General features: G+C 69.1%; 16 protein-coding genes and 1 tRNA gene. 13 read left to right on the top strand and 4 right to left on the bottom strand.

The features are described 5' to 3' along the window. A partial coding sequence (locus HOV91_RS34460; RefSeq protein WP_174189447.1) for a sensor histidine kinase occupies nucleotides 1-2,294 on the bottom strand: 2,294 nt, incomplete at its 3' end. A gap of 356 nt (nucleotides 2,295-2,650) precedes the next feature. On the opposite strand from HOV91_RS34460, the gene HOV91_RS34455 reads away from it, so the two are divergent. From HOV91_RS34455 to HOV91_RS34420, 8 genes are all read left to right on the top strand, one after another. Further along, nucleotides 2,651-3,337 carry a response regulator transcription factor gene (locus HOV91_RS34455; RefSeq protein ID WP_043732050.1) on the top strand — a complete coding sequence of 229 codons (687 nt, stop codon included), beginning with the start codon at nucleotides 2,651-2,653 and terminating at the stop codon, nucleotides 3,335-3,337. 10 nt (nucleotides 3,338-3,347) lie between these two features. Then, nucleotides 3,348-4,802 carry a sensor histidine kinase gene (locus HOV91_RS34450; protein ID WP_174189446.1) on the top strand — a complete coding sequence of 485 codons (1,455 nt, stop codon included), beginning with the start codon at nucleotides 3,348-3,350 and terminating at the stop codon, nucleotides 4,800-4,802. Nucleotides 4,803-5,048: 246 nt separating this feature from the next. Then, on the top strand, nucleotides 5,049-6,485 hold the full coding sequence (locus HOV91_RS34445; protein ID WP_174189445.1) for a trypsin-like peptidase domain-containing protein: 1,437 nt from the start codon (nucleotides 5,049-5,051) through the stop codon (nucleotides 6,483-6,485). Nucleotides 6,486-6,586: 101 nt separating this feature from the next. Then, complete coding sequence (locus HOV91_RS34440) at nucleotides 6,587-7,081, top strand: MogA/MoaB family molybdenum cofactor biosynthesis protein (RefSeq protein ID WP_195044576.1); 495 nt, start codon at nucleotides 6,587-6,589, stop codon at nucleotides 7,079-7,081. A gap of 691 nt (nucleotides 7,082-7,772) precedes the next feature. Then, on the top strand, nucleotides 7,773-8,447 hold the full coding sequence (locus tag HOV91_RS34435; protein ID WP_174189444.1) for an MspA family porin: 675 nt from the start codon (nucleotides 7,773-7,775) through the stop codon (nucleotides 8,445-8,447). A 65-nt stretch (nucleotides 8,448-8,512) separates the two neighbouring features. Then, nucleotides 8,513-9,184, top strand: a complete 672-nt coding sequence (locus HOV91_RS34430; protein ID WP_174189443.1) for an MspA family porin — start codon at nucleotides 8,513-8,515, stop codon at nucleotides 9,182-9,184. A gap of 325 nt (nucleotides 9,185-9,509) precedes the next feature. Continuing rightward, nucleotides 9,510-10,184: an MspA family porin gene (locus HOV91_RS34425; RefSeq protein ID WP_174189450.1), complete on the top strand. Its 675-nt coding sequence runs from the start codon at nucleotides 9,510-9,512 to the stop codon at nucleotides 10,182-10,184. A 65-nt stretch (nucleotides 10,185-10,249) separates the two neighbouring features. Next, nucleotides 10,250-10,921 (top strand): MspA family porin, encoded by a 672-nt coding sequence (locus HOV91_RS34420; RefSeq protein WP_174189442.1) that lies wholly within the window; start codon nucleotides 10,250-10,252, stop codon nucleotides 10,919-10,921. A 94-nt stretch (nucleotides 10,922-11,015) separates the two neighbouring features. Here HOV91_RS34420 and HOV91_RS34415 read toward each other — a convergent pair whose 3' ends face one another. The 3 genes from HOV91_RS34415 to HOV91_RS34405 all read right to left on the bottom strand — a co-directional run bounded on the left by HOV91_RS34415 (nucleotide 11,016) and on the right by HOV91_RS34405 (nucleotide 12,737). Next, on the bottom strand, nucleotides 11,016-11,678 hold the full coding sequence (locus HOV91_RS34415; RefSeq protein WP_174189441.1) for an SAF domain-containing protein: 663 nt from the start codon (nucleotides 11,676-11,678) through the stop codon (nucleotides 11,016-11,018). An 87-nt stretch (nucleotides 11,679-11,765) separates the two neighbouring features. Further along, nucleotides 11,766-12,059, bottom strand: coding sequence for an FmdB family zinc ribbon protein (locus HOV91_RS34410; RefSeq protein WP_174189440.1), 294 nt, complete (start codon nucleotides 12,057-12,059; stop codon nucleotides 11,766-11,768). A 69-nt stretch (nucleotides 12,060-12,128) separates the two neighbouring features. Next, the gene (locus HOV91_RS34405) at nucleotides 12,129-12,737 is read right to left on the bottom strand and encodes a 5-formyltetrahydrofolate cyclo-ligase (RefSeq protein WP_174189439.1); all 609 of its coding nucleotides are present in this window, start codon (nucleotides 12,735-12,737) and stop codon (nucleotides 12,129-12,131) included. Between the two features lie 68 nt (nucleotides 12,738-12,805). Here HOV91_RS34405 and HOV91_RS34400 point away from each other — a divergent pair, with 68 nt between their 5' ends. The 5 genes from HOV91_RS34400 to HOV91_RS34380 all read left to right on the top strand — a co-directional run bounded on the left by HOV91_RS34400 (nucleotide 12,806) and on the right by HOV91_RS34380 (nucleotide 17,344). After that, nucleotides 12,806-13,762 (top strand): UTP--glucose-1-phosphate uridylyltransferase, encoded by a 957-nt coding sequence (locus tag HOV91_RS34400; RefSeq protein WP_174189449.1) that lies wholly within the window; start codon nucleotides 12,806-12,808, stop codon nucleotides 13,760-13,762. Nucleotides 13,763-13,914: 152 nt separating this feature from the next. After that, on the top strand, nucleotides 13,915-15,171 hold the full coding sequence (gene glp, locus HOV91_RS34395; protein WP_174189438.1) for a molybdotransferase-like divisome protein Glp: 1,257 nt from the start codon (nucleotides 13,915-13,917) through the stop codon (nucleotides 15,169-15,171). A gap of 12 nt (nucleotides 15,172-15,183) precedes the next feature. Then, nucleotides 15,184-15,834 carry a GNAT family N-acetyltransferase gene (locus tag HOV91_RS34390; protein WP_174189448.1) on the top strand — a complete coding sequence of 217 codons (651 nt, stop codon included), beginning with the start codon at nucleotides 15,184-15,186 and terminating at the stop codon, nucleotides 15,832-15,834. 260 nt (nucleotides 15,835-16,094) lie between these two features. Beyond that, nucleotides 16,095-17,177, top strand: a complete 1,083-nt coding sequence (gene sepX / locus HOV91_RS34385; RefSeq protein WP_174189437.1) for a divisome protein SepX/GlpR — start codon at nucleotides 16,095-16,097, stop codon at nucleotides 17,175-17,177. 91 nt (nucleotides 17,178-17,268) lie between these two features. After that, a tRNA-Ala gene (locus tag HOV91_RS34380) sits at nucleotides 17,269-17,344 on the top strand. The last annotated feature ends 114 nt before the right edge of the window (nucleotides 17,345-17,458 follow it).

The raw sequence follows: 17,458 nt of genomic DNA, 5'->3' as shown, positions 1-17,458 counted from the left end.
ACAGGGGCGGCGGGGGCGGGGCCGGCCGCCGGCTGGTCGTCCTTGATCTCGGCCCACAGATCGGGGCGCTGTTGCTCCCGCTCGACGGGCTGTTCGCCGGTGGCGGGCATCACCGGGGCGAACGGACCGGTCGGCGTGCGGTCCTCGGAACGCGGCGTGAGTACCGGCCACGGCTGGGTGGGCGGCTGATCGGCGGGGCTGACCGCCCGGCCGACCGGTGTGGAGACCGTGGGCTGGTCGGGAGCGTCGGCGACGCGGATGGCCGGACGCCGCTGCGGCAGGCCGGAACTGGTCACGCCGAAGCGCGCGGTGTCGCGCGGCGACAGGCTCGGCACCGGGACCAGGTTGCGCGGCTGCGCGCCGGTGGGCGGATCGACCAGCGAAGGCAACTGATGCTCGGCGGTGAGGTCGAGCGGCTTGCCCGCGGGGTCGGTGACGTCCATCGGCGGCGCCACCAGCGCCCCCGGCAGGTGCACGCTGGCGGTGATGCCGGGCTGCTGCGCCATGGTGGAGGTGCGGCGCAGGTTGACCGTGATGGTGTGGCGCTTGGCCAAGCGGCCGACGACGAACAGGCCCATGCGGCGGGCGGTCTCGACGGTGACCTCACCACCGGAGGCGAGCCGGTCGTTGGTCGTCTGCAGGTCCTCCAGCGACATGCCGAGGCCGCGGTCGGTGATCTCGATCAGGTAGCCGCCGTCCACCGCGCGCGACACCATCACGGTGACCGGCGTGGTCGGCGGGGAGTAACGCAGCGCGTTGTCGATCAGCTCGGCGAGCAGGTGCTCGATGTCGACGGCGGGCTCGCCCGCGACGATGCCGTCGGGCACTGCGCCGATCTCGACCCGCTGGTAGTCCTCGACCTGGGAGACCGCGCTCCAGAGCATGTCCGACAGGGGCACCGGGTGCAGCTGACCGCGGCGCAGCGCGGTACCGGCGAGCACCAGCAGGTTGTCGCCGTTGCGGCGCATGCGGGTGGCCAGGTGGTCGAGGCGGAACAGGCTCTGCAGCCGGTCGGTGTCGTCCTCGTCGTGCTCGAGATCCTCGATCAGCGCCAGCTGCTGCTCGACCAGCGATTGGCTGCGGCGCGACAGGGTCTCGAACATGTTCCCGATCTGCAAGCGCAGACGGGCCTGGTCGGCGGCCAGGTTGAGTGCCTGTTCGTGGATCTCGTCCACCGCGCGGGCCAGCTGGCCGATCTCGTCGGTGCTGTGCACCGCGACCGGGGTGATCTCCGGCGTGGTGCCGCCCGCGCGCACCACGGCGAGCTCGTCGGGCAGCTTGATGTGCGCGACCTCGAGCGCGTCCCTGCGCAGCCTGCGGACCGGCACGACCAGGGTGCGTGCCACCGAGAGGGCCAGGGCCAGACCGGCGAGCAGCATGCCGATGACGATCGTCGTCTCGCGCAGCGCACCGGTCTGCGCCTCGGTGGTGCGGTCGGCCAGCGCGCCGTCGATGGTGTCGATCAGCTGCACGGTGGTCTTCTCGTAGGTGTCCGAGCTGACCAGCAGCGAGTCGAGCACGGCAGGGTTGCTCGCCGGATCGGCGACGTTCTGGCTGAAGGTGCCCAGCCGGGTCTGCACCGCGTCCAGCAGCGGGCGCATGTTGCCCGCGTAGTCCGGCAGGATCTGCGCGTACTGGTAGATCATCGTGATCTCGGCGCCCGCGGCGACCAGCACGCGGGGTCGCACGCTCGGGTTGCGGCCCGCGTCCGGCGAGCCGATCAGCATGCGCTGCTGGGTGAGCACACGCCGCGCCGTCTGCACCGACGCCAGCTGCAGGAAGTATCGCTGGATGACCAGGTCGTCCACCGAGGGCGACAGCGCGAGCGCGTTGCCGATGCGCACCATGATCTCGTCGGACTGCTCGCCAACCATGGCGGGGGAGCCGTTGCGCAGGCTGTTGCGCATCGTGGTGCCGGTGGCGATGGCCGAGGCGAGCTCGGAGGTGACCCGGCCGCTGACCTTCGTGGTCTGCAACGCGGCTTCCAGTTCGGCCAGCGCCTGGTCGAACTTCGTCAGCGCCGCGTCGGTCTGCGGGTCCGCGGTGTTGCCCCAGGTGGCGGTCGCGGTGACGCCGAGTTGCTCGGTGGCTGTGCCGAACTTGACGATCGGCCGGATGATGATCGCCTGTTCGGTCGCCGCGTCCAACTGCGCCATGGTGCGCAGTTCGTTGTTGATTCGGAGCACGGCGAAGACGCCTGCCAGCAGCACCGGAAGCACCAGCACCACGCCAACCTTGCGGGTGACCGACCAGTTCGACAGGCTGAATTGCCAGGACCGCGGTGCAGCTTCCATCCGCTTCCGTCGCCTCCGCTTCACCAGTGACCTCGGGCGCGCGTGGCTGTTCGGTATTGATTCAACCCGCAAAGAACCAACTAGAGGTCTTCTTTTTACCGCACGGAACATACCGTGCAGAGGGGTTATCGGCAATCCGGGGGAGGCCGTCTGCAAATTGCCGAATATGGCTATAGAGAACAAGTTTCGCGGTGGAATGTGTAAGGGACGCGTCAACTTCTCGACGCGGGCGAGGAAGACCCTGGTCACCCCGGGTTGACGGGCGCGACGCGCCGAGAGTTATCGGGCCTGCTCGCCCCGGCGTGTCGGGAGCGCCCTCTCAGTTACCTCTCAGTCGGTACGGTCAAACTGGTGACATGCGCATTCTGGTGGTCGACGACGATCGGGCGGTCCGGGAATCGCTGCGCCGGTCGCTCACCTTCAACGGCTACTCCGTCGATCTCGCGGTGGATGGTGTGGACGCACTGGAGAAGGCAACCGTCCAGCGACCCGACGCCCTCGTGCTGGACGTGATGATGCCCCGGCTGGACGGGCTCGAGGTCTGCCGCCGGCTCCGCAGCACCGGCGACGATTTGCCGATTCTGGTTCTCACCGCGCGAGATTCGGTATCCGAGCGGGTCGCGGGGCTCGACGCCGGAGCGGACGACTATTTGCCGAAGCCTTTCGCGCTGGAGGAATTGCTGGCCAGACTGCGCGCGCTGTTGCGGCGCACGACCGCCGATCCGGGTGACGCGTCGGAGGCGATGAAGTTCGCCGATCTGTCGCTGGATCCGGTGACGCGCGAGGTGTCCCGTGGCGGCAGACAGATCAGTCTCACCCGCACCGAGTTCTCACTGCTGGAAATGCTGATGGCCAATCCACGCCGGGTGCTCACGCGCAGCCGCATTCTCGAGGAGGTGTGGGGCTACGATTTCCCGACTTCCGGAAACGCGCTGGAGGTCTACATCGGTTACCTGCGCCGCAAGACCGAGGCCGAGGGTGAGCCGCGGCTGATCCACACCGTGCGCGGCGTCGGCTATGTGCTGCGTGAAACACCACCGTAGGTCGCAGGTCATGGCACGCACAGTTCCCAAGCGTCCCGTGGTCGCGGCGCTCGGCCAGCGGCCGCTCGAGCCCGCGGACATGCGCCCGCCCATGCCGCTGACACGTTCGGTCTCGTTGCGGTGGCGAGTGACGCTGCTGGCCGCCTCCGTGGTGGCGATCGCGGTGGCGGTCACCTCGATCGCGGCCTACGCGCTGGTGGCGCGCGCGCTCTACGCCGACGTGGACGCCCAGTTGCGCAGCCGGTCCACCGCGGTGATCGCCAGCAACCCCTACGGGTTCAACAACCTGAATCTGATGGTCGCCGCGGCCTTCTACGACGACACCGGTATCGCGCTGATCTATCCCGATCTGCGGCGCTGGCTGCCGCCGCAGTCCACCGATCCGCCGGTCGGGGCACAGGAGGTGGCCGTGGCGCGTGGCGAGCGGAGTTCGTCGCTGCGCACGGTCGGCAATCAGCGCGTGTTCGCCGTCAACACCGACTCGGGTGCGACGCTGGTCATCTCCCAGCGGCTGGACCGCACCAGGGAAGTGCTCGACCGGCTCGCCTGGCTGCTGTTCGTCGTCGGCGGCTGCGGCGTAGTGCTTGCCGCCGCGGCGGGCACGGCGGTCGGGCGGACCGGCCTGCGGCCCATCGCGCGGCTGACCGCGGCCACCGAGCGGATCGCCCGCACCGACGATCTGACCCCCATCCCGGTCACCGGCGACGACGAACTGGCAAGGCTCACCGAGAGTTTCAACATCATGCTGCGCGCGCTGACCGAGTCGCGCGACCGGCAGCGCAGGCTCGTCGCGGACGCCGGGCACGAACTGCGGACGCCGCTGACATCCCTGCGGACCAACATGGAGTTGCTCATCGCTTCGAGTCGCCCCGGCGCTCCTCGCATCCCGGACGAGGACATGGCCGGACTGCGCGCCGACGTAATGGCCCAGATCGAGGAGTTGTCGACGCTGGTGGGTGATCTGGTCGATCTGGCGCGCGAGGACGCGCCGGAAACCGTCTACGAGCGGGTGGATCTCGGCGAGGTGGTGGAACGCGCGCTCGAGCGTGCCCGGCGCAGGCGCACCGGCATCGAGTTCGTCGCCGACCTGCGCCCGTGGTTCGTCTACGGGCACGAGGCGGGACTGGAGCGCGCGGTGTTGAACGTGCTCGACAACGCGGCCAAGTGGAGTCCGGCGGCCGCGCAGGTGCGGATCCTGATGCGGGAGAGCGGTCCCGGCCTGCTCGAGCTGTCCATCGACGACGCGGGCCCCGGCATTCCCGCGGCCGAGCGCGAGCTGGTGTTCGAGCGTTTCTATCGGGTCATGTCGTCGCGATCCATGCCCGGTTCCGGTCTCGGTCTGGCGATCGTGAAGCAAGTGGTGACCAAACACGGCGGCACCATCGCCATCGACACCTCGCAGCGCGGCGGCACTGTGGTCCGCATCGTGCTGCCGGGGGAGCCGGGCGCGCCCGCGCCCGATTGAGGCAATACCGGGCGGCCGAAGTTCATTTCCAGCACAATGTTCGCTCCAGGGCGGAATATTCACCGTCGGCGGGGTATTTCGCACATTGCACCGATCGGTTTGCCGCAGGGTTTGAGACATCAAGTTGTCGATGGTTCTATTTCGTACGGCGCCCTGGGTAGATCTCGGAAAACTGAAAGCGGGGTCTCAGTCCGCTCTCAGCCGCCATGGCCAACCTGGTCGGGAGTGAGCAGAAACGAGGAGTCCATGACCGAGGATTCGAAGGATCGCCCGGCGCCGGGTCCCGTGGGCGGCGGACCCGAGCACCAGCCGACCGAGCAGATCCGCGGCGCGGCGCCCGACGCGCGGCCCGCGGGTGCGCCCGGCCAGGCGCCGTACGGCGGTGTGCCCGGGCCCGCGTACGGTTACGGCCCGCAGCACACCGCACCGCAGCACACCGCACCGCAGTATCCGCCGCAGCACGGATACCCGGCGGCGGCGTTCGGCCCGCCGCAGGACGCCACGCAACCGCACGGTCCGGCCCACGGCGCCCCGTCCGCTCCGGCCCGGCGCCCGTTCCGCGCCGGGCTCGCCGTCGGCGCCGTCGCGCTCGCGCTGGTCAGCGGCGGTATCGGTGGGGCGGTCGGCGCCCTGGTCACGCACGGCGACGACGGCCGGTCGCCGGTGACCAACGCGTTGGACGCGCCGAAGCCGAACGTCAGCAACGCCGTGAACGCTCCGGCCGGCTCCACCCAGGCGGTCGCCCAGAAAGTGCTGCCCAGCGTGGTGATGATCAAGGTGGCCAGCAGCAGGGCCGAAGGCGAGGGCTCCGGGGTGGTGCTGTCCTCCGACGGCCTGATCCTGACCAACAATCACGTGGCCGCGGGCGGCGGGCCGAGCGCCAAGATGGAGGTCGTGTTCTCCGACGGCAGCAGCGCGCCCGCGACGCTGGTCGGCGCCGATCCGGTCTCCGACCTGGCCGTCATCAAGGTGTCCGGCAAAACCGGCCTGACCCCGATCGAGCTGGGCGCCTCGGCGAGCCTGCAGGTCGGCCAGCCGGTGGTGGCGATCGGGTCACCGCTCGGCTTGGCGGGCACGGTCACCACGGGCATCGTGTCGGCGCTGAACCGTCCCGTCGTGACATCCGGCGACGGAAGCGAACCCGGTCCCGCGGTGAGTCCCGTGATCGACGCTATCCAGACGGATGCCGCGATCAACCCCGGCAACTCGGGTGGCGCGCTGGTGGACGGAAACGGGAAGCTCATCGGCATCAACACCGCCATCGCGACGCTGGGGCCCACCGAGATGGCGGGCGGCCAGACCGGGTCGATCGGACTGGGGTTCGCTATCCCGGTCGATCAAGCGCGCCGCGTGGCCGACGAGTTGATCAAGACCGGCAAGGCCACCTACGCCCAGATCGGGATCACGGTGTCGCGCCAGCAGGACCCGGCGCAGCAGATTTCCGGCGCGAAAGTCCGCGACGTGACGGCGGACGGGCCCGCGGCGCGCGCGGGCATCCCGCCGGGGGCGGTGGTGACGAAGCTCGACGACCGTCCGATCGATTCGGGGAACGCGCTCGTCGCCGCGGTCCGCTCGCACCAACCGGGAGACAAGGTGAAAGTCACCTACACCGATGACCAAGGCAACAACGCCAAGACCGTCGAGGTGACCCTCTCCGGCGCGCCCGCGGACGGCGGCCGGTGATGCGCGCCGTTCCCGCCGGGCGGCCCCGGCTGATCGATGTCGACGCCGACGTTCTCGGCGCGGCCGCCGAGTTGCTCGACGCAGGCGCTACGGTGAGCACCATGGAAATCGATGCTCCTGTGGCGGGGCGTGCTCTGGTGGTGGTCGTCGACGATCGAACGGCGCATGGAGGTGTTGACTCGCTCGGTCCGCTGGTCACCGAGCTGCTCACCGAGGCGGGTTTCCTCGTGGACGCGTCGGTGTCGGTGCAGGCCGACGAGGTGGAGATCCGCAACGCGCTCAACACCGCGGTGATCGGCGGCGTCGATCTGGTGATCTCCGTCGGCGGCACGGGCATGTCCCCGCGCGACGTGACGCCGGAGGCCACCTCGCAGGTACTCGACCGCGAGTTGCCGGGAATCAGCGAGGCCCTGCGCTCCTCCGGCCGGGTGGCCGGGTCGCTGGATGCGGGACTGTCCCGCGGGGTGGCCGGCGTGTCCGGCAGCACCCTGGTGGTCAACCTGCCCGGCACCAGGTCCGCCATCCGGGACGGCATGGCGACTCTCGGCCCGCTCGCCAGCCGGGTGATCGGTGAGCTCTCCGGATTGGTCGAATAATCACCACCCCCACTCCCGCCGAAAACCCTCGCCCGGCCGAGCGCCGGGCGAGGGATGCCGCGCGCCTGGCGAAGATTTTCGGGGACACCCTGCCGGAGACCACCGGCGACGAGCGCGACGACCGTGACGACCACCGGTCCGGCGACGACTGGCTGCGCGCCCAGGTGCCCCCGCATCACGGCTGAGCCGTTATCTACGTAGTAGCTACGTACTATTGCCGACCGTGCTTCGTTATCTCTTGGTGATCGTTTCCGGGTGAAAGTAACCCGGAGGAGATCCGTACGGCTCTGTCCCGTACCTGTGCACTGGCGCCGCTGTGCCGATTGACCGCACATTCTTTCCGCCTCGGCTGTAGCGATCCTGCATTTATGCACGTCAAGCCATATTCAAATGTGCGCAACTGTGATGTGGCTCACCTTGAACTTTACGAAACGTCGCGTTGCAAACCTCGTTGTGGAACGTTTAATCTCCCCATCGAGCCAATCGACGAATGGACCCCACAGGCCCAGATTTCGGCAGCTAGCGGCCGTTCGGCGGAACTCGGCTCGGTTCCGTCGTCCGCAAGTTGCGCCGAAATAACAGCCGGTTACACATCGGCAACAAAGGAGCATCACACTGAGCTGGGCCTGAGAGGACCACTGTCCAGCCTCGATGGTCGAGGTTGACTTGTTTGAACCTGATGAGGGGAAGTATGAGCGAGAACCGCACCAATGGTCTGCGCCGCGGTGCCCGCGTCGCGGGCATAGGCGCTGCCGCGGCTGTTGCCATGGGCCTGCTTTCGACCGGTGCTGCCAATGCCGATACCTTCGTGCCGTTGCCGGACGGCCAGAAGGTGGGGCCTGGCGTGACGATCACCCGGAACGGAGAGCGCGCCCTGATCTCACCGTCGCTGGCCGCCAACGGCGCCGGGCGCGTGGTCTGGGTGTCGGGCAACGCGGTCGCCGACGTCACCGTCACCCCGGAGGGTGAGATCGGACCGAACAACGGCCCGACCGGAAACCCCGGAACCAACAACTCCTCGACGCACGGCGCGTCGCAGCTGAGCACCGGATACATCGTCGGCTGCCAGATCAGCATCGCCGACGACGCGATCTCCGCGGGCGTGTCCGGCAGCGTGAACCTCAGCGGCGCCAGCGCGGGCGGTTCGATCGGTATCAACCTCGGTCCCGGCGAGGTGAAGTTCGTTCAGATCGATTACAAGGACATCCTCAAGCCCGGTGTGTACTCCGTCGAGTACCAGGATGCCGAGATCCAGATCCAGGGCTGCGCGGGTTACGCGCAGGCGCGTTCGTACACGGTCGTCGAGATCATCGGCGATCACTACTCGAAGACCACCCTCTACGGGATGCCGTTCAGCATCGGCTGACGTCTGTCGAATTCAACGAACCATCCTCCCGCTGAAGCGGACCCGACCCTCGAGGGATATCAACCATGATCAACCGTAAGAACCTGGCGCGGATGGCCGGCGTCGGCGCCGCTGCCACCATCGCCATGGGACTGTTCTCCACCGGTGCGGCCAACGCCGACACCTTCGTTCCGCTGCCGGGCGGCGAGCTGACCAAGACGCTGTCGGACGGCACTGTCGTGACCATCCGCCTGGTCGGCGAGTCGGCCAACATCAGCCCGTCCATGGGCGCTACGCCGTTGCACCGCAACGCGTGGGTGTCCGGTAGCGCGCAGGTCGAGCTGTCCGGCGCGGCCGGCGGCAAGATCTTCCCGGGCTACACCGTGGGTTGCCAGGTGAACATCGCCGGTGGTGGCGCCACCGGTGGCGTCGACGGCAACGTGGACTGGAGTGACGGCCAGAACGTCACCGGCGGCGTGGGCGCGAACTCCGGCGGCAACCTCTCGCTCGGCCCCGGTCAGGCGAAGTCGTTCTACGTGCTCGATCTGGAGCAGGCCGACGACTTCGGCAACGAGTCGCACAAGACGCGTAATGCGTTCAAGGGCACCAGCGGTTCGGTGACGTGGGCCGACGAGACCATCGGCCTGAACGGCTGCGGCGGCTACGCCCAGGCGCGTGCTTTCGTGAGCGTCGAGGTCGAAACCGACAACGTCATCACCTGGGTGACGCTGTGGGGTCAGCCTTTCAGTCTCGGCTGAGTGAACATCGGGTGAAAAACCCGTAGCCGGAAACGAAATGGACCCTCGCATCGCGACGGGTCCATTTCGTCATGAATTCACCTGCGGTGCAGAAAGTTTCTGATCTTAGTCGGCTCACGCCGGGTTCCGATACTATTTGCCCGAATTTCCGGAAAAGTCCGGTTGATACCGAATAGCATTGTTTCGTCCGAGATCGCTCGATGAGGCGATGGTCGGCGGATCGTTTGATGGACAGCACATTCCAGCACGCGCTCCGTCGGCTTTGGAGGGACACGCCCGCCCCGGCACCCCTGGGGCGGTCGGATGCAACCTGATGAGGAAAAAGATGAGCAAGTACCGCACCAACGGTCTGTCTCGGGGCGTCCGCGTCGCGGGCGCCGCCGCCGTGGCTGCCGTAGCCACCGGTCTCTTGTCGACCGGTGCCGCGAATGCCGATGTCTTCGTGCCGTTGCCGGACGGCCACAAGGCAGGTCCCGGCGTGACTCTCGCCCGCACGGGCGAGCGCGCCCTGATCTCCCCATCCCTTGCCGCGAACGGTGCCGGCCGTGTCGTGTGGGTATCGGGGAACGCCATCGCCGACGTCGCCGTCACCCCCGAAGGGGAGATCGGGCCGAACAACGGCCCGACCGGAAACCCGGGAACAAACAATTCGTCCACTCACGGTGCCTCACAGTTGAGCACCGGTTACATCGTCGGCTGCCAGGTGAGCATCGCCGACGACGCGATTTCCGCCGGTGTCTCCGGCAGCGTGAACCTCGAAGGCGCGAGCGCCGGAGGTTCGATCGGTATCAACCTCGGTCCCGGTGAGGTCACATTCGTTCAGATCGATTACAAGGACATCCTGAAGCCGGGTGTGTACTCGGTGGAGTATCAGGATGCGGAGATCCAGATCCAGGGCTGCGCGGGTTACGCGCAGGCGCGTTCGTACACGGTCGTCGAGATCATCGGCGATCACTACTCGAAGACCACCCTGTACGGCATGCCGTTCAGCATCGGCTGACGCGGATCGGATCCGTCAAACCTTTTTTCGCTGAAGCGAATTCGATTCTTTAGGGGATTACCATCATGTTCGATCGTAAGAAACTGGCGCGCGCGGCCGGGCTGTGCGCGTCCGCGGCAATCGCTGTGGGACTGCTCTCGACCGGTGCGGCGAATGCCGACACCTTCGTTCCGCTGCCGGGCGGCGAGCTGGTCAAGACGCTGTCGGACGGCACTGTCGTGACCGTTCGCCTGGTCGGCGAGTCCGCGACCATCAGTCCGTCCATGGGCGCTACGCCGTTGCACCGCAATGCGTGGGTGTCCGGTAGTGCGCAGGTCGATTTGTCGGGTGCGGCCGGTGGCAAGATCTTCCCGGGTTACACCGTGGGTTGCCAGGTGAACATCGCCGGTGGTGGCGCCACCGGTGGTGTCGACGGCGAGGTCGACTGGAGCGACGGGCAGAACGTCACCGGCGGAGTCGGGGCCAACAGCGGCGGCGACCTCTCGTTGGGCCCGGGTCAGGCGAAGTCGTTCTACGTGCTCGATCTGGAGCAGGCCGACGACTTCGGCAACGAGACGCACAAGACGCGTAACACGTTCAAGGGCACCAGCGGTTCGGTGACGTGGGCCGACGAGACCATCGGTCTCAGTGGCTGCGCGGGCTACGCCCAGGCGCGTGCTTTCGTGAGCGTCGAGGTCGAAACCGACAACGTCATCACCTGGGTGACGCTGTGGGGAGCGCCGTTCAGCCTCGGCTGATCCCGAATCTCCGCTCGCACACCGCGAAACGGGCCTGTCGCCGTCACGACAGGCCCGTTTCGCGTGTGCCGAAGCGCTTCTTCGGGCGCGGTGGTCAGTGGAAGACGACGGTGAGCGCGGTGCGCAGTGACGCACCGGCCACGGCGGCGGCGTGCTCGGCGTCCATAGCGACCAAGACCACTCGTTCGGCGGCTGCGCGTCCGTCAGCCGTGCCGGAGACCAGGATGACGGCGGCGTCGGTGGCCAACGTCCGGGCCGGACGAGTCCCGGTCCCGCTCGCGTCTTCCGCGCCGATCACATCGACGCGATCGCCCGCCCGCAGAATGTCGGCGACCGCCGTGTCGGCCAGGCGGATCGGCACGATCCTGGCCTCACGCGCGCCGGTCGCCGCCGCGGCCAAGCGCGGACCGACGACGCGCAGGTCGGTGAAGACCTCGCCCTGGCGGACGGCGCCGGTCAGTGTGGCGCCGACGAGTGCGGCGGGATCGGTGACCGCGCCCTCGGGGAGCGTGCCCGCCTCGCGCGGTGCGGAACGCAGGTCACCCGCCTCGAGCAGCCGTCCGGGCGGGAGGTCCCGGCCCGCGACGACGACCGGCGTGCGTGCGGTGTCCGGGTCACCACGGACGACGAGCAAGGCCGCGAGCGCGGCGAGAGCGGCGGCGAGCAGCCGCCGGGCGAGCGCGATATCGGCCCAGGGCGGTCGCTGCCACCCGGCGGGATGCCAGCCGCGGCCGATGTCGGCGAGTACGCGAGTCATGGCCGGATCCTATGGCCGGACGCGCACTCACCCGGCCTGGCTCACGGGGGGCTGTGGATAGGTGACCGGCTGTGGAAGACCGTCGAATCAGCTGGCCACGGCCGTGCTGGCGGACGCGGTGGACCCGCTCGACGACCCGGAGTCCGAAGCCGAACTCGAACTGCTGCTCTCGGACTTGGCGGGCTCGCTGGCGGTGGAGGAGCCGCCGCGGCTGTCGGTGCGGTAGAAACCGCTGCCCTTGAAGACGATGCCGACCGAGTTGAACAGCTTGCGCAGCTTCCCGGAGCACTCCGAGCACACGCTCAGCGCCTCGTCGGAGAAGGACTGAACGATGTCGAAGCGGTTGTCACACTGGGTGCACGCATACGAGTAAGTAGGCACAGGATCCTCCGCGGTGTTCGTCGATCTGGCACTCTACAGCCGACAGTGCCAACACCGCCAATCGGTGTTTCATTCCCCAGGGTAATCGCCGCCCAGTCGCCGCAAGCCACCGCGCGGCGTGAGCGCCCAGCCCATGCGCAGATCGTGCGGTTCCTCGGGGAGCCGGTCGAGTACCTCGTCGTCGCGAACCACCGCGACGAGCCGGGCGTCCGGCCGCGCGGCGGGCAGCGTGCGGTCGTAATAGCCCGCACCGCGGCCCAGCCGCACTCCGCGGCGGTCCACCGCCAGGGCGGGGACCAAGATGAGCTCCGCTCTGGCGACGGTGTCCGGCGGCAGTACGGCCCCCACCGGCTCCAGCAGTCCGTAGCGGGCCCGGCGCATGGCGTCCGCGCCGGTGTACTCCGCCCAGCTCAGCGGCCCGGGCGGGCCGGTGACCGGCAGCAACACCCGCGCTCCGTCGGCGCGCAACGCGTCCAGCATCGCCGTCGACCCCGGTTCGTGCGCGACCGGCACATACGCGCAGACCCACCCGCGCGCGTCCAATGTGCGGACGGCGCTGGCCAGGGCGGACGCCTCCTTTTCGCGCTCCGTGGCACTCATCACACCCCGGCGGGCGATCAGTTCCGTGCGCCATGCATGTTTATCGCGCTCGCCGGGCATCTTCACAGTGATCACCATAGGCTCACCCCGGTACCGGGTCGGCGCGACGCCGATCCGGCGGCGTGATGGATGGATAGGGTATGCGTATGACAGCAAAGGCCGGAAAGCCCGGTGACGCCGCGGCGGTGTCCTGCTTCCGCACGGCCGTGGTACCCGCGGCCGGGCTCGGGACGCGGTTCCTGCCCGCGACCAAGACGGTGCCCAAAGAACTTCTTCCCGTGGTGGACACCCCCGGCATCGAGCTGGTGGCAGCCGAGGCGGCAGGCTCCGGCGCCGAGCGGCTGGTGATCGTCACGTCCCCGGGTAAGGACGGCGTGGTCGCGCACTTCGTCGAGGACCTGGTGCTGGAGAGCACGCTGGCCGAGCGCGGCAAGTTCAAGCTGCTCGAGAAGGTCCGCAAGGCGCCGGGCCTGCTCGACGTCACCTCGGTGGTGCAGGAGGAGCCGCTCGGGCTCGGACACGCCGTGGCCCAGGCCGAACAGGCGCTCGACGACGACGAGGACGCCATCGCCGTCCTGCTGCCCGACGACCTCGTGCTGCCCCGTGGCGTGCTCGACGTGATGAGCCGGGTGCGCCGCAAGCGCGGCGGAACGGTGCTGTGCGCCATCGACGTCCCCAAGGACGAGGTCAGCGCGTACGGCGTGTTCGACGTGGCTCCGGTGCCGGACGCGGTGAACCCGAACGTGCTGCGCGTCAAGGGAATGGTGGAGAAGCCCGCGCTCGCCGACGCGCCGTCGACGTTCGCGGCCGCGGGCCGGTACCTGCTCGATCGCGCGATCTTCGACGCGCTGCGCCGCATCGAGCCGGGCGCGGGCGGCGAACTGCAGCTCACCGACGCCGTCGCCCTGCTGATCGCCGAGGGACATCCGGTTCATGTGGTGGTGCACCGTGGGTCGCGCCACGATTTGGGCAACCCGGGCGGTTATCTTCGTGCTGCGGTCGATTTCGCACTGGAACGAGAGGAATACGGCCCCGCCCTACGTGAGTGGTTGCAGCACCGCCTCGGTCCGGACTGGGATCCGCAGCTGACGACCGACGACTGACGGACCCGGCCGGGGGTTTCGCCGAGACTGAACCGTCGGGTACGAATGATGGTTCACCGCGGTGCGCGCGAATGCGCTTGCGCCGCGGCGCGATCGCGCGTGCCCGCGCAGGCGAGGTCGGATGGTGTGCGGAGAGGATCAGGAAGGGCTGGATGCGCTCGGTTGAGGATCAGCAGATCAAGGTGACCGCCGCGGCAGTCGCGCCCCGGCCGGTCCGGGTCGCGATTTCCGAGGCCCAGGGCCTGCTGTGCGCCGAGGACGTGGTCACCGAACGGCCGTTGCCCGGCTTCGACCAGGCGGCCATCGACGGCTACGCCGTGCGGAGCGTCGACGTCGCCTCGGCCGGGGCCGACATCCGCGACGAGGCGGGCGATCTCGTCGACCTCACCCTCCCCGTGGTCGGCGAGGTGGTCGCCGGTTCCCGTCAGCCGATCCGCTTGCAGCCGCGCCAGACCGTCCGGGTGGACACCGGCGCCCCCATGCCGACCCTCGCCGACGCGGTGCTCCCGCTGGATTTCACCGACGGCGGGCGGGCCAGGATCAAGGTGTACGAACCGGTGCGCTCCGGCGACTACGTCCGGCGCATCGGTGACGACGTCCAGCCGGGCGACGTCGCGGTGCGCGCGGGCACCATCATCGGCGCCGCGCAAGTGGGCCTGCTCGCCGCCGTCGGCCAGGACAAGGTGCTGGTGCACCCGCGCCCGCGACTATCGGTGCTCTCCGTCGGCGGAGAGCTGATCGATATCGACCGCACACCCGGCCCCGGCCAGGTCTACGACGTGAACTCCTACGCGCTGGCCGCGGCCGCGCGGGACGCGGGCGCGGACGTCAACCGTGTCGGCATCGTCAGTTCCGATCCGCGCCGGTTGCGCGACGCGGTCGAGGGGCAGCTGGTGCGTTCCGAGGTGGTCGTCATCGCGGGCGCGGTCGGCGGCTGGGCCTCCGAGCAGGTCCGGGAGGCGCTCGAAGGGCTCGGCGAGCTGGAGATCACCCGCGTGGCCATGCATCCGGGCTCGGTGCAGGGTTTCGGGCGGCTCGGCCGCGACGAGGTGCCGACGTTCCTGCTGCCGTCCAACCCGGTCGGGGCACTGGTGGTATTCGAGGTGATGGTGCGGCCGCTGATCCGAATCGCTCTGGGGCGCAGGCATCCCATGCGCCGGATCATCAGCGCGCGCACCATCACGCCGATCAGTTCCATGGCCGGGCGCAAGGGCTATCTGCGCGCGCAGCTCATGCGGGACGAAGCGACCGGCGAATACCTCGTGCAGCCGCTCGGCGGCGGGAACTCGTCCTCGCACCTGCTCGCCACGCTCGCCGAGGCGAACAGCCTGATCGTGATCGATCCGGACGACACCGAAATCCGCACCGGTGACGAAGTCCAGGTCGCCTTCCTCGCACAGCGCGGTTGAGACGTGGACGCGATGAACGTCTTCCGGGTCACGCAGCATCCGGGGTGGCCGGCGCGACTGGGCCCGGTCCGGGTGGCGGCGGGACAGGTCACCTTGCGTCCGGTGCGGCTGCGGGACGCGGCGGCGTGGAGCCGGATCCGGTTGCGCGACCGAGCGCATCTCGAGCCGTGGGAGCCGACCGGTCGCGGGTCGTGGGAGGCGCGCAACCATGCCTCCAACTGGCCTTCGCTGTGGTCGAGCCTGAAAGCGGAGGCCCGGCGCGGCGCGATGATCCCGCTCGTGATCGAAGTGGACGGCGCGTTCAGCGGGCAGCTGACCGTCGGCAATATCGTGCGCGGCGCACTGCGCTCGGCCTGGATCGGCTACTGGGTGGCCAAGGATCTCAGCGGGCAGGGTGTCGCGACGGCCGCGCTGGCGCTCGGCGTCGACCACTGCTTCGGGCCGGTGGGTCTACATCGGATCGAGGCCACCGTGCGACCGGAGAACCTGGCCAGTCAAGCGGTGTTGCGGAATGTCGGTTTCCGGGAGGAGGGGCTGCTGCGGCGCTACCTCGACGTGGACGGCGCCTGGCGGGATCACCTGCTGGTCGGCATGACCGTCGAGGAACTGGCCGGAACAGTCCTGGACCGGCTGGTGCGAGAGGGGCGCGTCTCCCTGCAGTAGAACCGGCCACCGGACCGCGGTGGCATTGGTGGGAATGTGACAGGTGTGGCGGATGAGCACGGCGCGCCTGCCGGAACTTGGTGCTACCCGGAATTAGCCTACGGACGTCGGTGGTGCGTCTTGCGTCATCGGCAGGGAGCCTGCGAGGGAGCCGGCGTCCACGCCGCTGCGCGGACGGGAGCCGGCCGAGCGCGGGGCGTGTGACGCGCCGCTCGCGGGCCGAGCCGCACAAATCCTGGCGGGACGGAGGTGCTGACGCGATGCCGAATTCGATCCTGTGGATCGGGCTCGTCGTGCTCTGGGTCTTCGTCCTGTTCCCGATCCTCGCCGACCGCCACCCGAGAATCCGCCGGACCACCGACGCCGCGCTGGCGACCAGGGTCCTGCACCGCGGCGGAGGCAAACGACGTCTCAGGAAGGGCCCGGCCGCCGGGCACGAAACCGATCCGAACTGGCGGCCTCGCCGCGTACCGAGAAAGTATCCCCACAGCGATGATGCGGAGGACCGGATGACGACACCGGCCGACGAGCCCGTCACCGAGACCGACGAGGAGAACCCGCTCGCGGCCGACGACGCCGCGGCATCCGGCATCGCTGACGCCGAAACGGACGACGCCGAGGTCGAGGACCTCGCGCCCGCCGCACCGGACGACGACGAGTCGGAAGACGACGACGAAGCCGCCGAAGTCGCTGCGAAGATCGACACGGAGACCGAAGATGACGGCGTGGGCGCACACCACCCCGAGCCGGTCGCGGCCAGAATCCCGCCTGCGCGCTCCACCGTGCCCGCCCGCATGGACTACGACGCGTACGACGACTACGACGATTACGACGACGACGCGATGGAACCGGAGTTCGTCCCCACCCGCCGTGGCCGCGGCGGCTACGACCCCGAGGCCGACGCCATCGCCCGCGCCGCCCGCTACACCTTCCGGCAGCGCGCCGTGCTCGGCCTGCTGCTGACCGCCATCCTGTCCGGCGGCCTCGCCCTCGTGGTCACCTCGCTGCTGTGGTGGGTCTGCGGCCTGGCCGCCACCGTGCTGGTGACCTACCTCGCCTACCTGCGCAAGCAGGTGCGGATGGAGGAGGAGATCCGCCGCAGGCGCGCCGCCCGCCTCAACCGCGGCCAGCTGGGGGACACCGACCAGCGGTCGCGCCGCGGTGGCGCCCCGCACGGCGCCATGGACCGCGACACCGCCCGCGCCCTGCGCCGCCGCTCCACCCTGGTCGAACTCGACGACGAAGACCCCATGTTCGCCCACCTCGACCCCTTCGACCCCGCCACCGCCCGCGCCCTGCGCACCCGCACCCGCGGCGACATGCGCCGCGCCGCCGGCGCGTAGTCCTCCTCGGTTTCCCCAGCTCAACGCACCGATTCGGAGTCTAGGGGGATGGCCTGATACAGTGTCACAGCGCGGTTCCCCGGAGCCGCACGGGGCTATAGCGCAGTTGGTAGCGCGTCTCGTTCGCATCGAGAAGGTCAGGGGTTCGATTCCCCTTAGCTCCACCATAGGGTCACTACTAGAACCCGGGGCTGAATGAACGCCCTGGAGTAGGACCCCTACTCCTCCCTTCATTCGGGAGTTGCCTGATTCAGGAGCATCCCGGCTTGTCTTGTGCCGGG

This window comes from Nocardia barduliensis, assembly GCF_013315795.1.
GTDB classification, from domain to species: domain Bacteria; phylum Actinomycetota; class Actinomycetes; order Mycobacteriales; family Mycobacteriaceae; genus Nocardia; species Nocardia barduliensis.
Note: the sequence above shows the minus strand (reverse complement) of the source record. Positions and strands in the feature narration are given on the sequence as shown.

Excerpts from the sequence above, each read along its gene's own strand:
- HOV91_RS34455 (WP_043732050.1), top strand. The coding sequence starts at position 2,651 with ATGCGCATTCTGGTGGTCGACGACGATCGGGCGGTCCGGGAATCGCTG.
- HOV91_RS34450 (WP_174189446.1), top strand. The coding sequence starts at position 3,348 with ATGGCACGCACAGTTCCCAAGCGTCCCGTGGTCGCGGCGCTCGGCCAG.
- HOV91_RS34445 (WP_174189445.1), top strand. The coding sequence starts at position 5,049 with ATGACCGAGGATTCGAAGGATCGCCCGGCGCCGGGTCCCGTGGGCGGC.
- HOV91_RS34440 (WP_195044576.1), top strand. The coding sequence starts at position 6,587 with ATGGAAATCGATGCTCCTGTGGCGGGGCGTGCTCTGGTGGTGGTCGTC.
- HOV91_RS34435 (WP_174189444.1), top strand. The coding sequence starts at position 7,773 with ATGAGCGAGAACCGCACCAATGGTCTGCGCCGCGGTGCCCGCGTCGCG.
- HOV91_RS34430 (WP_174189443.1), top strand. The coding sequence starts at position 8,513 with ATGATCAACCGTAAGAACCTGGCGCGGATGGCCGGCGTCGGCGCCGCT.
- HOV91_RS34425 (WP_174189450.1), top strand. The coding sequence starts at position 9,510 with ATGAGCAAGTACCGCACCAACGGTCTGTCTCGGGGCGTCCGCGTCGCG.
- HOV91_RS34420 (WP_174189442.1), top strand. The coding sequence starts at position 10,250 with ATGTTCGATCGTAAGAAACTGGCGCGCGCGGCCGGGCTGTGCGCGTCC.
- HOV91_RS34415 (WP_174189441.1), bottom strand. The coding sequence starts at position 11,678 with ATGACTCGCGTACTCGCCGACATCGGCCGCGGCTGGCATCCCGCCGGG.
- HOV91_RS34405 (WP_174189439.1), bottom strand. The coding sequence starts at position 12,737 with ATGGTGATCACTGTGAAGATGCCCGGCGAGCGCGATAAACATGCATGG.
- HOV91_RS34400 (WP_174189449.1), top strand. The coding sequence starts at position 12,806 with ATGACAGCAAAGGCCGGAAAGCCCGGTGACGCCGCGGCGGTGTCCTGC.
- glp (WP_174189438.1), top strand. The coding sequence starts at position 13,915 with ATGCGCTCGGTTGAGGATCAGCAGATCAAGGTGACCGCCGCGGCAGTC.
- HOV91_RS34390 (WP_174189448.1), top strand. The coding sequence starts at position 15,184 with ATGAACGTCTTCCGGGTCACGCAGCATCCGGGGTGGCCGGCGCGACTG.
- sepX (WP_174189437.1), top strand. The coding sequence starts at position 16,095 with ATGCCGAATTCGATCCTGTGGATCGGGCTCGTCGTGCTCTGGGTCTTC.